Below are 14,589 nucleotides of genomic sequence, written 5' to 3' on the forward strand. Positions count from 1 at the left end.
CTGTCGGCAGAAAGGCCGGGGCCTGTCGTCGGGGCGGGTACGGTCACCATCCTTCCCGCTCCCGGACGCCGCGTGGAGCTGCACCGGCTTCGAGGACCGGCAGCTGACGGACAAGTACCCGATCTGTCCCGAGGGCAGCAGTCTGGTCCGGACGTCCAGGTTCCAGAGCTGCTGGGACGGCCAGAAGATCGACAGCGCCAACCACCGTGACCACGTCGCGTTCGCCGACCCGGACACCGGTGCCTGCCCGAACGGCTTCCAGGCCGTTCCGCAGCTGGTGCAGCGCCTGGTGTACGACGTGGAGGCGCCGAGCCCGAACGACAACGGCCGGTCGAGCGCCTTCTACGCGGTGGACGGCTTCCCGGAGCAGATGCACAAGCCGGTCACCGACCACGGCGACTTCGTCAACGTCTTCGACGAGCAGCTGATGAACCAGATGGTCGAGTGCATCAACACCGGCCGGAAGTGCCAGTGACCCCGATGAGGTGAGCCACCGTCCGGGCCTGTCTGCGGCCCTGCCCGACTGGTCCGGCGACGTCCGTGTTCCGTAAGGCGCCCGAACGTTCCGGAACGGCTTGCCACCGAGTGGGATGAAGGCATGAAACTGCGTGTCTCTCCGCCGGTGTTCAAGGGCAGGCTGCACGACGCCCGCACGGCGACCTCGATCGGCCGCTGTCTGGCACTGGCGTTCGCCGTGTGCTTCGTCACCGGGCTGGTCAGCCACTTCATGCAACATCCGTCGGGCTGGCCGGCCGACGGCATCCCGAGTCGCCCGACGTGGGGTTACCGGCTCACCCAGGGCCTGCACGTCGCTTCCGGCATAGCGGCGGTTCCGCTGCTGTCGGCCAAGCTGTGGACGGTGTACCCACGGCTGTTCGCGTGGCCGCCGCTGCGGTCGCTCCGGCACGCGCTGGAGCGTCTGTCGATCGCGGTGCTGGTGGCCGGCGCCGTCTTCGAGCTGGCGACCGGGCTGTTGAACACGGTCCAGTGGTACCCCTGGCCGTTCTCGTTCGTGCCGGTGCACTACGCGGTGGCGTGGCTGGTGGTGGGGGCGCTGCTGCTGCACATCGCGGTCAAGGCTCCGCAGATCCGGGCGCATTGGACCCGGCGGTCGTCCGGGACGCTCGCCCTGCCGGCGCGGGACGCGCCCGACCGGCGCTCCCTGCTGGCCGCGGTGGGCGCGGCCGTCGGGGCAGTCACGCTCACCACCGTCGGTCAGTCGTTCACCCCGCTGAAGGACTTCATCCTGTTCGCGCCCCGCCACCCGGACCGGGGGCCGCAGGGTCTGCCCGTCAACCGGACCGCCGCGGCGGCCGGGGTCGGCCGGATCGCCGACGAGGAGTACCGCCTGGTCGTGGACGGCCCGCAGCCGTACACCCTGACGCTGGAGGAGCTGCGCGCTTTGCCCCAGCACGAGGTGGAGCTGCCGATCGCGTGCGTGGAGGGCTGGAGCAAGTCGGCGCACTGGACGGGCGTGCGGGTCGCCGATCTGCTGGAGCGGGCGGGCGCGCGGCCGGACGCGCGGGTGCGGGTGGTGTCGTTGCAGCTCCGCGGCGGCTACCGGGTCTCCGAGATGGGCCATGAGCACGCCCGCGACCCGCTGACCCTGCTCGCCCTGCGCCTGAACGGAGCGGAACTCGACCCCGACCACGGCTACCCGGTGCGGCTCATCGCCCCGAACCGCCCCGGTGTGCTGCAGACCAAGTGGGTGGGCCGGCTGGAGGTGCTGTCATGAAGGTGACGCGTGTCCTTGTGGGTGCGGCGGGTGCGGCGCTCATGGGCGTCGGCTTGTCGCTGCTGATGGACGTCCGTGATCCGACCGGCGTTCTGGTCTGGCTGGGCGGGGCGGTCGTCCTGCATGACATGCTGATCGCGCCGCTGGTGCTGCTGGTCGGACTGGTGCTGGTGCGCGGTCGTGCGCGCGGTCCGGTTCGCGGGGCGCTGGTGGTCGCGGGCGCGCTGACGGTGGTGGCGCTGCCGGCGCTGCTGCGCCCGGGACGAACGGCCAACTCCTCGGTGCTGCCGCTGGATTATCCGCGCAACTGGCTGATCGCGCTGGTGGCCGTGGCCGCTGTGACGGCGCTCGTCCTGGCCGCGCGTGGCCTCACCCGCCGGCGGCCACCGTCATGAGGAGGGCGCGGGCCCACGCCGCGCCGTCTTACGGGTGTCTTACGCGCTCCCGGCGGCGCCTTCTCGGCGCCGGGCGGCCTCCTACGGTGACCGGATGCGATCCCTCGGTGTTCTTCGTACGACGGCGCTGGTGACGGCCGCGCCACTGGTGCTGGCCGTCGCGGGCGTGCTGCATCCCGCGCATCTGACGGCGGCGACGGCAGGTGACTGGGCGGCGCTGCACATCGCTCTGCTGCCCGTGTTCCCCTTCCTGGTTCTCGGCCTGCTCGTCCCGCTGTGGGGCAGGCCGGGCCGCGATGCCGAGGGCGCCTTGACGGTGCTCGCCTGGTCCGGGGGCCTCGTCTACGCGGCGTACTACTCCGGGCTCGACGCGGTGGCGGGGATCTCCGCCGGCACGGTGGTGGATCATGGCATCCACGGGGCGGCCGGGCGGCTGTTCGCGATCGGCGACGAACTCGGCCGTTCGGGGGTGTACGCCCTGGCCGTGGCCTGTCTCGCCACCTGCGCGGTGCTGTGGCGCCGGCACGGGACACGGGTGCTGCCGGGGTCCGTGGTGCTGCTCGCCGCCTGCTGGTCCTTCGTCGACAGCCACATCTTCTGGCCGCGGGGCGTGTTCACCATGCTCGGCTTCGCTCTTGCCTTCACGCTGCTGACGGTGGCGACGTCCCGGACAGCAGAGGACACGGGACGGACCGAAAGGCTTACGAACCGCTGACGTCCCGGCGCTCGACGGCTCGCGACCGGATGGACGGTCCTACGGTCGGGGCATGTTGATCCTGGTCACCGGAGGTGCGGGCTTCATCGGCTCGCACATCGTCACCGCCCTCACCGGCGCCGGGCACGAGGTGCGTGTCCTCGACGCGCTGCTGCCCGCCGCCCACCGCACCGCCCCGCGGATCCCCCCGGGGGTGGACTGGCGGCAAGCGGACGTCCGTGACGCGGAGGCCGTCGCCGACGCCCTGCACGGCGTGGACGCCGTCTGTCACCAGGCCGCGATGGTCGGGCTCGGCAAGGACTTCGCCGACGCGCCCGACTACGTCGGCTGCAACGACCTCGGCACCGCCGTACTGCTCGCCGGCATGGCGGAGGCCGAGGTGAGGCGTCTGGTGCTGGCGAGTTCGATGGTGGTGTACGGCGAGGGGCACTACGCGTGTTCCCGGCACGGTGTGGTCCGGCCGGGGCCGCGCCGGGTCGCGGACCTGGAGGCGGGGTGCTTCGAACCGCCCTGCCCGCACTGCGGTGAGCCGCTCGCAGCCGGGCTGGTGGACGAGGACGCGCCCGCCGACCCGCGCAACGTGTACGCCGCCACGAAGCTCGCTCAGGAACACCTCGCCGCCGCGTGGGCTCGGGCGACGGGCGGGAGGGTGTCCGCGCTGCGCTACCACAACGTCTACGGCCCGGGCATGCCGCGCGACACCCCGTACGCGGGGGTCGCGTCGCTGTTCCGGTCCGCGCTCGCGCGCGGTGAGGCTCCGCGCGTGTTCGAGGACGGCGGGCAGCGGCGGGACTTCGTGCACGTGCGGGACGTGGCCGGCGCCAACCTCGCCGCGCTCGACGGCGTGGACGGCCTTCCGGAGGGTGGTCTGCGGGCGTACAACGTCGGCAGCGGGGAACCGCACACGGTGGGGGAGATGGCCGCGGCACTGGCCGCGTCGTACGGCGACCGGGCACCGGTCGTCACCGGGGAGTTCCGGCTCGGCGACGTCCGCCACATCACGGCCTCCTCACGTCGTCTCCGCGAGGAGCTGGGGTGGAAGCCGCAGGTCGCCTTCGCGGAGGGAATGGCGGAGTTCGCGGCGGCACCCCTGCGGGCCGGGTGAGTCCAGCCGGCCTCCCTCGGACCGGCCCGGCCTCCACCGGCGTGCCGGAAGGAGGGACCAGCCGGCTCCCCACCCCCGGCCGGACCGGTCCTTCCGGGGGTTTCAGCTCACCCTTCCGCTGCCTTCAGACCGCCGCGGGCAGGTGGACCTCGAAGCGGCAGCCGCCCGGTACGTTGCAGACGGCCGCGCGCCCCCGGTGGGCCTCCACGATGCCGCGCACGATGGCCAGACCCAGCCCGGCCCCGGCGGGCGGGGTGCGGGCGTCGGTACCGCGCCAGCCGGTGTCGAAGACGCGGGGCAGGTCCTCAGGGGCGATGCCGCCGCAGCCGTCGGTCACCGCCAGCACGACTCGGTCGGCCTCCCGGCGGGCGGAGACCGCGACGGTGCCGTCGGCAGGGGTGCGGCGGATGGCGTTGACGAGCAGGTTGGCCAGGACACGGGACATCTCGCGGCCGTCGACCTCGACCGGCACCTGTTCCACCCGGTCGCCCACCAGCCGCACCCCGTGCTCCCTGGCCAGGGCGTCGGCACCGGCGATGGCGTCGCCGACCAGGTCGTAGACCGACATACGGGTCGGGGTCAGGGCGAGGACACCGGCCTGGATACGGGAGAGTTCGAACAGGTCGCTGACCATGTCACCCATGCGCTCGACCTCGGTGCGGATGCGGGTGTGGTAGACCCGCGGGTCGTCGACCATGCCATCCTCCAGCGCCTCGGTCATCGCCTGGAGTCCGGCCAGCGGCGTGCGCAGGTCGTGGGAGATCCAGGCCACCAGCTCGCGGCGGGAGGCTTCCAGAGCCCTCTCCCGCTCCCGGGAAGCGGCCAGCCTGGCGCTGGTGGCGGCCAACTGCCGGCTCAGCTCGGCGAGTTCGGCGGTGGGCGCGATGGCGGGCGGGACGAAGCTGCCGTCGTCGCCGAGGGCGCGGGTGGCCTCGGTCAGGGCCCGACTGCCCCTGACGACGCTGCGGCCCAGCAGGAGGGCGACGCCGAAGGAGGCGACCGCGGCCATGGCGCACACCATCGTCACCACCCACAGGTCGTGCTCCGAGAGGAACATCGCCCAGGACACCAGCATCGTTCCGGCGAGCATCGCGGCGACCGTGACGGCCGCGACCACGGCCAGCGACAGTGCGACCGACCGGTTGCGCAGCAGCCGGAGGGCCACCGCGCCGGTCAGCCCGGCGACTGCCGCGCCGATGGCCGCGTACAGGGCGATGAGCAGCGTGTCACCGATCACCGCCGGGCTCCGTTCTCGTCCGTGTCTTCCGGCCGGGGAGGGTCGAAGCGGTAGCCGACGCCCCAGACGGTGCTGATCAGGCGGGGACTGGCCGGGTCGTCCTCGACCTTCTCGCGCAGCCGCCGTACGTGGACGGTCACGGTGGACAGGTCGCCGAACTCCCAGCCCCACACCCGGCGCATGAGTTCCTCTCGGCTCGTCGCCCGGCCGGGGTTGCGCAGGAAGAACTCCAGCAGGTCGAACTCCCGGATGGTGAGGGCGAGTTCGGCGCCGTTGCGGGTGGCGCGCCGGGCGGTGGGATCCAGGGCGAGCGGGCCGCTGCGCAGCCCGGGCTCCGCAGGCTCGGTCCGGACTGCCGTCAGGGCACCGGTGCGGCGGAGTACGGACTCCACGCGCAGGACCAGTTCTCGGGGGCTGAACGGCTTGGTGACGTAGTCGTCCGCCCCGACCTCCAGGCCGAGAATGCGGTCTTCCTGGTCGCCGCGCGCCGTCAGCATGATCACGGGCAGGGGGCCGTTCTCGCGGATGCGGCGGCACACCTCCAGCCCGTCCATGCCGGGCAGCATCAGGTCCAGTACCACCAGGTCGGGGGGTCGGGCGGCTGCCCGGGCCACGGCGGTCAGGCCGTCGGCGGCAACGTCGACGGCGAAGCCCGCCCGGTGCAGGTACCCGGCGACGACCTCGGAGACGGTGGGATCGTCGTCCACGACAAGTACGTGTTTCACACCAGTGAGTCTCGCACCGGCGTTCCGGCGCCCGCGGCAGTGGCGGCGGACGTCAGCGATCCGTAAGGAACGGCGACGTCAGCGATCCGTAAGGACAGCAAGTCCCTTATGTCCGTTTGGGGTTCGTAGGGTGAGTGGGGTGATCGAGACATCCCCCTCTCCTGTGGACGTCGTGCTGCCCTGCCTCGACGAGGCGGACGCCCTGCCCTGGGTGCTGGACCGGATCCCGCCCACCTGGCGCGCGATCGTCGTCGACAACGGCTCCACCGACGGCTCCCCGGACATCGCCCGCGGACTCGGGGCGTACGTGGTCCACGAGCCGCGCCGCGGCTTCGGCGCCGCCTGCCACGCCGGGCTGACCGCCGCCACGGCCGACGTCGTCTGCTTCTGCGACTGCGACGCCTCCCTCGACCCCCGGCTGCTGCCGGCTGTTGCCGGCGCCGTCCTCGACGGCTCCGCCGACCTGGTCCTTGGCCGACGCCGCCCCACCACACTCGGAGCCTGGCCCATGCACGCCCGGCTCGCCCATCTCGAACTGGCCCGCCTGATCCGCCGCCGTACCGGTCTGCGCCTGCGTGACCTGGGCCCGATGCGCGCGGCTCGCCGCGAGGCGTTGCTGGACCTCGACCTGACCGACCGGCGCTCCGGCTACCCGCTGCAGATGGTGGTCCGCGCCGCCGACGCCGGCTGGCGCATCCGGGAGACGGACGTGCCGTACCACCCGCGTACGGGCCGTTCGAAGGTCACCGGCACCTGGCGCGGCACCTGTCAGGCGGTCCGCGACATGCGCGCCGTCCTCGCCGAGCACCCCGCCACCGGCCCGGACACGCCGGTTCCGGGAGGCGCGCGATGACCGCCACCACGGGAGCGGCCACACTGCTGGTCATCGCGAAGGAACCGGTCCCCGGCCGCGTCAAGACCCGGCTCACCCCGCCCTGCACACCGCACGAGGCGGCCGCCCTGGCCGAGGCGGCCCTCACCGACACCCTCCACACGATGCTCCAGGTCCCTGCCCGGCGCCGGGTCCTCGTCCTCGACGGAACCCCCGGTCCCTGGCTGCCGCCGGGCTTCGAAGTCGTCCGGCAGGTGTCCGGAGGGCTGGACGAGCGGATCGCGGGCGCCTTCGCCGTCTGCGACGACGGGCCCGCACTGCTGGTCGGCATGGACACCCCGCAGCTCACCGCCGACCTGCTGGCCGATGTCGGCAGGGACGGTCACGACGCCTGGTTCGGCCCGGCCGCCGACGGCGGATTCTGGGCCCTCGGCCTCGCCGACCCCTCCCGCGCCGGATCCCTCGTGCGGGGCGTACCGATGTCCACCGACCGTACCGGCGTGATCCAGCGGCGCAGGCTCGCCGAGGCGGGGCTGACGGTCCATGACCTGCCGCTGCTGAGGGACGTCGACACCGCGGCCGACGCCGCCTCGGTGGTCGGCCTCTGCCCGCCCGGTTCGCACTTCGCCACCGTCCTGGCCTCGCTCGCGGAGGTCGCCCGGTGAGCGGCGCGGCAATCGGTATGGAGATCCCCACCGCCGAGTGGAACGACCCGGACGCGGCGGCGCCCCAGCCACAGACCGGGATCCCGCTCTCTCCCGACTCTCCCGATCTCGTTCCGCCCGTGGAGCCGGGCGAGCCCTGGACGGACGACCCCTACGCCCAAGCCCTGCGCACCGGCCGCGGTCCGCTGTACCTGCGCCGCGTGGAACCCCACGCCTACGGGGTGGCGGAGCTGATCGCGCTGGATGTGGAGCGCTGGTGCGCCGCCCCCGACGCCGCCGACACCAGCGTGCTGCGTCGTTGCGCCGGTCCCGTGCTGGACGTCGGCTGCGGACCCGGGCGCTTGGTGGCCGCCCTGGCCGCACGCGGCGTTCCAGCCCTCGGCGTGGACGTCAGCCCGGCCGCCGTCGCCCTGACCCGGCGTCACGGCGGAGCCGCCCTGCGGCGCTCCGTCTTCGACCGCCTGCCGAGAGAGGGCCGCTGGGGCACCATCCTGCTGATGGACGGCAACGTCGGTATCGGCGGCGACCCGGTGGCCCTGCTCGCCCGCCTGCGCGACCTCGTCCGCCCCGGTGGCCGTCTGCTGGCCGAGGCGGCCGACGACGACGTGGACCAGCGTCTCACCGTCCGCGTCGAGGACGCCCACGGCCGCCACGGACGCCCCTTTCCCTGGGCCCGCGTCGGCGCGACCGGCCTCCTCCACGCCGCCGACTCCACCGGCTGGATCCTCACCGGCCGATGGAGCGCCGACAGGACGTTCGTGGAACTCCACCGCGCGGACACAGGGTTCGACGAGCTGCCGGTGCCGCAACTCCGGGCGATCGGCCGCTCGGCCCCCGGGCAACGGTCCACACGAGGGGACGCGACACGTACGCGGCCCTGAGGGATCGGGCATCGCGCACACGGACACCCGCTTCGTCGGCCCGTGAACCCCGATGTCGAGTACCTGCTCCAGGGACGTGCGAGGCTCGCGCGCGCCCCGGAACCGGCGCGGCCGGGCCGGGAGCGGGCTGCTCGGCGAGGACGGCACGCAGAAAGCCGTTCAGGCAAGCGGCACACGTCGCCACGGTGGTGCGCAAATTCGCCGAGTCCGGCCACCACGAGGCTGTCTTCCTCGACTACGGCCATCCGGCGCCCATGCTCGTACGCCGGGACGGCACCACCGACTTCCCGCAGCCGCCGTCGCACACGCTCCCCCTGGGTCTGGGCGCGCACGGGCACGAGAGTCCGAAGCCCTTCCGGGTGGGGTTCGCGCCGGGCGAGGGCTCAAGGATCCCGACGCGCACAGCGCCCTGGACGCGCTGCGCGAGGACGTGGTGCGGCACGTCGGCGGGCCTGCGCATGACGACGCCGCGATGCTGCTCCTGCGCTACCACGGCCACGGCCACGGGAATGGTCATGAGAGTGGAAAATCTGTTCTCATCGGGTCAGCGGGCGGAGCGTCCGGCAGGTAGAAAGGCTGCATGCCGGAACATAAGACCCCTGACAGTGGCGTGGACGATGTCGACGCGGTGACCCGTGCGGTGCTGACCGCCTCGCGGTTGCTGGTCGCGGTCTCCGCCCGTTCGCTTGCCGAGGTCGAGGACCGGGTGACGCTCCCGCAGTTCCGGATGCTGGTCGTGCTCTCCACGAAAGGCGCCACCAAGCTGGTCACCCTCGCCGAAGCGCTGCAGGTGGCGCCGTCAACCGCCATGCGCATGATCGACCGGCTCATCGCCGCCGGGCTCGCCGACCGGCAGACCAACCCCCGCAACCGCCGCGAAACCCTGCTGCGTCTCACCGACGACGGTCGGCGTATCGTCACCGATGTCACCGACCGGCGTCGTGCCGAGATCGCCACGATCGTCGAACGGCTCGCCCCGCAGCAGCGGGCGGCGATGGTCGAGGCGCTCACCGCCTTCAACGAGGCGGGAGGAGAGCCCCCGGCCCCGGCGGCGGACGACGCCGAGGCATATCCCCTGGGCTGGGTGGAGGCCCTGGCAGGGCGCGGAACCTGAACGTCCCGCCCCCTTCCGAGGGCTCGGCTGTGTATCGGTCTCCCAACGACGACGCCGGGCCCTTGTCGTCCCGGCGCGCCCTGCTGGAGGCCACCGACCGCCTCGACGCCGACGACACGCCCGTCGAGGAGCGGGAGGAGCTCCTGGCGCGGGTGCGGGGCTTCGAGGAGGTCGCGCAGCAGCGAGTGGCGGATCTGCGCACCCAGCTGGCGCGGGCGGAGGAGTTCGCGGACACCCTGCGCCGACGCCTCATCAAGGCGGAGGTGCCGGGCGCAGACCCCTTGAGAGCCGGCTGACAGTGGACGACTTCCTGGGCGGTCGCGAACGCCCCGGCCGCTGCTCTTCACCCGGTCCTGGTCTCGTGGTTCCGGCAGGTGTCCACCTGCTTGTCGCGTAAATATGCCGCATCGTCACGAGATCACCCGGCCGGCCTGCAGAGGAGTAGCTCAACTACTGCCGCCGGCCGGGGCCTTGGCGTTACGCTGACAGGCGGAAGACGCACAGTGGGGGGCACTATGGCGGGCGCGACGCGTGCTCTCTTGGTCGGTTCTGATTCTTCTCCCCAGTCCGGTCTGCCTCTGCCCCCAGGCGCCGAGCGCAATGTCAGCGCGTTACACGAGGCGCTGACCGACCCGTTGGTCGGAGGACTCTCGCCGGACCTGTGCCGGACGGTCCAGCCGGCGGCAGAAGAGAGCCTGCTGGGCCACCTGACGGAAGCGTCGACGGGTGAAGGCGGCCTGATCGTATATTGGACGGGGCACGCCACCCTGTCCTCCGAGGGCACGCTCTACCTCGCGCTGTCTGGTTCACGGCCCGGTGACCTGACCACATGGGTGCCGGCACGTCGGGTGGCGGAGGCCATGACCGCGGGTCGCACCGCTACCGCAGACCGGCTCCTGATTCTCGACGCCTGCTTCTCCGCCTCCACGGGGATCGTTTCCGGGCAGTACGACACGCTTATCCGGCGCGCGGTCGAGCGCGTGTCGCGAAGCGGCGTGGCGGTGTTGTCGTCGATGGGCGCCACTCCAACCGGGTTCGCGGCCAACAGCCATGGTCTTTCGGTCTTCACACGCCAGCTGATCGCGCAGTTACAGATCGGTTCCGGCACCCCGTCCGACGAGCTGCGTCTGGAAACACTGTCCCGGCGGGTGGGCCTGGAGCTCGACCGCAGCGGCTACCGGCGTCCCTGTCTGAGGAACTCGGCCGCGTTCCTCAGACCACTGGTCCCGGCAGCGACCGCGGCCCTCCGCGAGGGTTCCGGCCTCCTGCCCGCTCGAACGACCTCGACGCAGCTCACGACCGATGTGAGACGCTTCGCCCTGGCCGTGGCCGGCGCCGTTCACACGGGCGCTGCCGCAGCCCCCGTGCAGCCCTCCCGTGACGCGAACAGGGTCTACCAGGCACTGCTGAAGAGCCGTTGCGGGTTCACCGCTCGCAGTTCCACCCTGCTCGACACTCCGCCGACGCGGAAGACGCTGCGTCGGTGTCTGGAGGACATGGCCGAACACAGCCGCAACATGCTCCTGGTGTACGTGTCGAGTTGTGGGACGGTCGACGCGGGTGCTGACGGTCTCGACCTGCGCCTGGGACTCGCAGGACAGGAGACCATCTCCATAAGCGACTTGGTCAGGGACCTGCGACGTACGAGGGCCGAGCGGGTGACCCTGCTGATCGACGCCTGCCAAGCCTTCACGGGACATCAGGCGCAGCCGGACGAGTACGCGGACGATCCTTCTCGTCCACCATGGGGCAAACGGCCCGGATTCACACAGCTGGCGATCACCTGGAACACCTCGGGGACGTCGAGCCGACTTCTCGCCCGCGACCCCCTGGCGCTGTCCGCACGGGAGCAGTGGTCCACCTCCGCGTGGTCGGCGTTCACGGCTCTGGTCGAGCGAGGTCTTCAGCAACCGGCCGGCCATGTTCCCTGGAAGTTCTACTTCCCGGGCCTTGAGATCAGCTGCCTCGACGATCAGGGCCCCGTGTCGCCGTGGCTGGCACATCCGGCGGCCATGCTGACGTCCCCCGACTCGGACGTGGCGCGTTGGCTGTTGTCGGACCACCTCTACACATCACTCGTCGGACCGGTCGCCGCCGCCCCGGCCGAGGAAGTCCCGCGCCCCTCGGAGCCGGACGACTCGGTGCACGGGGAGGCGTCGCCGCCGAAGCCTCGCCGGCGCCGCGGCCACCGGGCCCGTCTCCGTGTGGTCGAAGACGATGCCGCCGCGACGGTGGAGGCAGGCGTCCGTGTCACCTTCCGGTATCAGCCCCTCGATGAGGGCGAGTCGGGCAAGTCCACAGCGCCGGAGGCGACCGATGACGCACCTCTGGACATCACGCTCCGGATCGAAGCCTCAGCGGCGATCGTGCGGCCGTCCCTCATCCACACCCATCTCACCGATGAACGCGGGTCTCCTCCGAGCGACTTCCGTGTGATCCCGCAGTCGCACGATCCGGTGGCTCTGCGCATCGATGTCCTACGGCGCGCCGACGGGGCCTTGATCCAGCAGTTGAGAACAGTGCTCCCAGTGGCCGAGGCGGAGGGTTCCAAGCTCTAGCGATGTCGCGAGAACATGAACTGGACTACACCGTCACCGCTGACCCGTACGATTCGCTGCGCGCTCTGCCCCGCCTGCCTTCCGAGCAGTGCGTGCGGCGCAGCCTCTTCCTCACGTTCGACCTCCTCGACGGTGGAAGGGCGTATGACGTCATGGCGTGGGGAGACGCTTTGCCGTTCGATGGAAACGCCCCTTTCCGCGGGGTGATCCATCGCAGCAGGGAGGAAATCGCGTCCGAGGTCGGATCACTGCTTCGGACCTGGCTGGAGACTGTGGTCAACCGTCGGAGACCGGGCACTCGGGACTACATTTTCAACGGATCCCCCGCCACGGATCTGGGCATGGACAGCGCCCAAGCCGCGCTGGCCGATATCGGCCTCGTCCTGGCCCGGTCGGGACACGCTCTGTTCGAGTTCCTCTTCTCCTGCGGAGACGCGGGGCTTTCCCGCCTGCGTAAGGCCCTCTGCGACGCGCTCAGGTCGCGCCCGCAAATCGTGACGATCACGTCCAACGACCTCTTTTTGCCGTGGGGAATGCTCTACCTTCCGCCCGACCCGGAAACCCGGCTGCCGCAGAGGTCCGCGGCGTGGGACTGGAAGGGCTTTCTCGGCTACACACACCTCATCGAGCACACCCTCGGATTCGTGGAGAACTACCACCCCCTCATCGAACACGGAACGGAACGGCCCCAGGCGGGACTTCAGTTCGATCTGCGCATGCAGAACGGCGACGCACCGGGTACCGGCCCCATCGGCGCCGTGCGCGCCGTCATCGAGACCCACGCCGACGTCTCCGAACGCTCGTGCAAGCAGGACCTCGCCGAGGCGTTGAGCGACCCACGAGTGCGCGACCACATCATGGTCTTCGGTGCCCACGGCTGCGGTGAGCGCCAGGACCAGCGAGGCGCGACGCAGGCTCGGCTCACTCTCACCGACGGCGAGTCCATCTGCAGCTCCGACCTTGAATACTGGCGCACCACCAGGCAGGAACGGCTCCCCGATCCACTGTGCTTCATGATGGTCTGCGAGGGCGGCCGCACCAGAACCTTCGTCCACGAAGGGCTCGGCCGCCCCCTGTTCGACCTCGGAGTCGGATGCCTGATAGGCCCCGAGATAGAGATACCCAAGAACTTCGGCAGCCTGTACACCTGCCGCTTCTTCGAGGAGTTCTTCAAGGGCGAGCGCGCCGCTGCCGTGGCACGCAGCCTCACTCAGGAATTCCTGACCACCCACGCCACGCCCCTGGGCCTGGTCTTCACTCTGCTCCGGGGCATCGACAACCGGCTCGTGGACGCGTCCGCCGCAGCCAGGGAGCCGGCATGACAGCAATGGACCTGCTCGACCTCAATGACAGCGGTCACCTCCTCGACCCCCACCATGGCGAACCGGTTCCAACCGAACAGGTGCCGGCGGTCATCGAGAACCACCTGCGGCTCCACGAGGACACCACGGACATCTTCCTCTACGTCCACGGATGGCGTACGAGCAACGACAGGGCCGAGAACGCGGCTGCACGGCTCTTCCAACTGGTGGAGGAGCTGGCGGAGCAGCAACCGCATGCCTATCCGCGCATCGACCCGTTCCGGCCCCAGTTCGTGTGCGTGCGCTGGCCGTCGGGCAGCGCGGCGACCAAGTCCGGGTATCGCACCATCCGAGAGCGGACGGCCGCCATGGCGCAGAGCGGACACGCCTCTCATGTACTGGCCTCTGTCCTGGGTTACTTCAACGAGCACCGCGCCCTGCCCGAAACCGGCCCGGACGTCTTGCGCAGTGCCTACGGGCAATACCTGCACGCCGTCGGCCACTCCTTCGGCGGACGCTTCCTCACCCACGCCATCGAGCAGGCCAGCAACCGCCTGGCCCCGGGCCCGGACACGTTCGCCTGGCCGTGGAAGTCCGACGCGTACCCCTGGACCCTCGACAGCCTCACCGTCTTCCAGATGGCCGCCCCCGCGGATGCCTTCACCACCGCCCCCTACACCCGCCTGCTCGATGACAGCGTGCTCAACGCCCCCGTCGCCATGACGTTCTCTCCTCACGACCGCGCCCTCGGCCTGTGGCACCGCCAGACAGAGGACGGACACAACGGCGTGGGTTTCATGGGGGCGACCGGACCGCAGGAGCACCTCCACACCATGCGCCTGCACCCCACGACCGAGAGCTACGCCTTCCCCGTCGGCCGGCTCGTCAACATCGACGCCGGCGCCTACTACCGCAGCTCGCCCCTGCGCATCGAGGGTGCCCACTCCGACTACTTCCGCCCCGAGTCGGCGCACCTGCTTCTCTCATTGGCCAATCACGCACGCTGACCTGGCTGATGGTCGGGCGTAGGGCGTCTGCGCCCCAACAGTGCGCCATGGGCACTCATGCGGCCCGCGCCGAACCGGGTACACCCCGGACGCCTTCTGAACTACCGTGAAACAAGAGGGCGTTGGGGAACCATCCAGTGCCGGCGTGGCATCGCTACCGGCATGAGGTGGCTGCCTGCGCGGTGAGCGGCGTCTGCCGCGGAGTCGGCGGCTGCCAGGGGAGCGGGGGAAGGCAGGCACGCGACGAGGGGGTGGGATCGTGACGTATGCGAGAGCCCGGTTGGTCTGCGGGACCGTGACGATGTGCGCGGCTCTGCTG

At 71.2% G+C, this 14,589-nt stretch carries 14 protein-coding genes and 2 pseudogenes; 14 read left to right on the top strand and 2 right to left on the bottom strand.

The window, feature by feature from the left end; all coding sequences use genetic code 11:
- Positions 1-64: 64 nt before the first annotated feature.
- The 5 genes and pseudogenes from FNH04_RS08935 to FNH04_RS08955 form a co-directional block, all read left to right on the top strand.
- Positions 65-475, top strand: a pseudogene (locus FNH04_RS08935) (DUF1996 domain-containing protein); the annotation flags it as partial.
- Between the two features lie 123 nt (positions 476-598).
- Positions 599-1,735 (top strand): molybdopterin-dependent oxidoreductase, encoded by a 1,137-nt coding sequence (locus FNH04_RS08940; protein WP_152782094.1) that lies wholly within the window; start codon positions 599-601, stop codon positions 1,733-1,735.
- Positions 1,732-2,130, top strand: a complete 399-nt coding sequence (locus FNH04_RS08945; protein ID WP_152782096.1) for a hypothetical protein — start codon at positions 1,732-1,734, stop codon at positions 2,128-2,130. The genes FNH04_RS08940 and FNH04_RS08945 overlap by 4 nt, the downstream gene beginning before the upstream one ends.
- Before the next feature lie 94 nt (positions 2,131-2,224).
- Positions 2,225-2,845, top strand: coding sequence for a hypothetical protein (locus tag FNH04_RS08950; protein WP_152782098.1), 621 nt, complete (start codon positions 2,225-2,227; stop codon positions 2,843-2,845).
- 52 nt (positions 2,846-2,897) lie between these two features.
- Complete coding sequence (locus FNH04_RS08955; protein ID WP_152782100.1) at positions 2,898-3,950, top strand: NAD-dependent epimerase/dehydratase family protein; 1,053 nt, start codon at positions 2,898-2,900, stop codon at positions 3,948-3,950.
- A gap of 124 nt (positions 3,951-4,074) precedes the next feature.
- On the opposite strand, the gene FNH04_RS08960 is transcribed toward FNH04_RS08955, so the two are convergent.
- The gene (locus FNH04_RS08960; protein ID WP_322722784.1) at positions 4,075-5,187 is read right to left on the bottom strand and encodes a sensor histidine kinase; all 1,113 of its coding nucleotides are present in this window, start codon (positions 5,185-5,187) and stop codon (positions 4,075-4,077) included.
- Positions 5,184-5,912, bottom strand: a complete 729-nt coding sequence (locus FNH04_RS08965; protein ID WP_322722786.1) for a response regulator transcription factor — start codon at positions 5,910-5,912, stop codon at positions 5,184-5,186. Before FNH04_RS08965 ends, FNH04_RS08960 begins: the two co-directional genes overlap by 4 nt.
- 139 nt (positions 5,913-6,051) lie before the next feature.
- On the opposite strand from FNH04_RS08965, the gene FNH04_RS08970 reads away from it, so the two are divergent.
- From FNH04_RS08970 to FNH04_RS09005, 9 genes and pseudogenes are all read left to right on the top strand, one after another.
- On the top strand, positions 6,052-6,765 hold the full coding sequence (locus tag FNH04_RS08970; protein ID WP_322722787.1) for a glycosyltransferase family 2 protein: 714 nt from the start codon (positions 6,052-6,054) through the stop codon (positions 6,763-6,765).
- Complete coding sequence (locus FNH04_RS08975) at positions 6,762-7,409, top strand: TIGR04282 family arsenosugar biosynthesis glycosyltransferase (protein ID WP_152782102.1); 648 nt, start codon at positions 6,762-6,764, stop codon at positions 7,407-7,409. Before FNH04_RS08970 ends, FNH04_RS08975 begins: the two co-directional genes overlap by 4 nt.
- Positions 7,406-8,290 (top strand): class I SAM-dependent methyltransferase, encoded by an 885-nt coding sequence (locus tag FNH04_RS08980; protein ID WP_322722788.1) that lies wholly within the window; start codon positions 7,406-7,408, stop codon positions 8,288-8,290. Before FNH04_RS08975 ends, FNH04_RS08980 begins: the two co-directional genes overlap by 4 nt.
- Before the next feature lie 200 nt (positions 8,291-8,490).
- Positions 8,491-8,861, top strand: a pseudogene (locus FNH04_RS47470) (hypothetical protein); the annotation flags it as partial.
- 9 nt (positions 8,862-8,870) lie between these two features.
- Positions 8,871-9,404: a MarR family winged helix-turn-helix transcriptional regulator gene (locus FNH04_RS08990; RefSeq protein ID WP_152782104.1), complete on the top strand. Its 534-nt coding sequence runs from the start codon at positions 8,871-8,873 to the stop codon at positions 9,402-9,404.
- 62 nt (positions 9,405-9,466) lie between these two features.
- A complete protein-coding gene (locus tag FNH04_RS08995) occupies positions 9,467-9,700 on the top strand; it encodes a hypothetical protein (RefSeq protein WP_386574024.1) in 234 nt (77 codons plus the stop codon).
- A gap of 219 nt (positions 9,701-9,919) precedes the next feature.
- Positions 9,920-11,962: a caspase family protein gene (locus tag FNH04_RS09000; protein ID WP_152782106.1), complete on the top strand. Its 2,043-nt coding sequence runs from the start codon at positions 9,920-9,922 to the stop codon at positions 11,960-11,962.
- A gap of 341 nt (positions 11,963-12,303) precedes the next feature.
- The gene (locus FNH04_RS46450; RefSeq protein ID WP_194236607.1) at positions 12,304-13,284 is read left to right on the top strand and encodes a hypothetical protein; all 981 of its coding nucleotides are present in this window, start codon (positions 12,304-12,306) and stop codon (positions 13,282-13,284) included.
- Entirely contained in the window at positions 13,281-14,270 is a 990-nt protein-coding gene (locus FNH04_RS09005) for an alpha/beta hydrolase (RefSeq protein ID WP_194236608.1), read from the top strand. The genes FNH04_RS46450 and FNH04_RS09005 overlap by 4 nt, the downstream gene beginning before the upstream one ends.
- The last annotated feature ends 319 nt before the right edge of the window (positions 14,271-14,589 follow it).

This window comes from Streptomyces phyllanthi (assembly GCF_009377205.1).
Classification (GTDB): Bacteria; Actinomycetota; Actinomycetes; order Streptomycetales; family Streptomycetaceae; genus Streptomyces; species Streptomyces phyllanthi.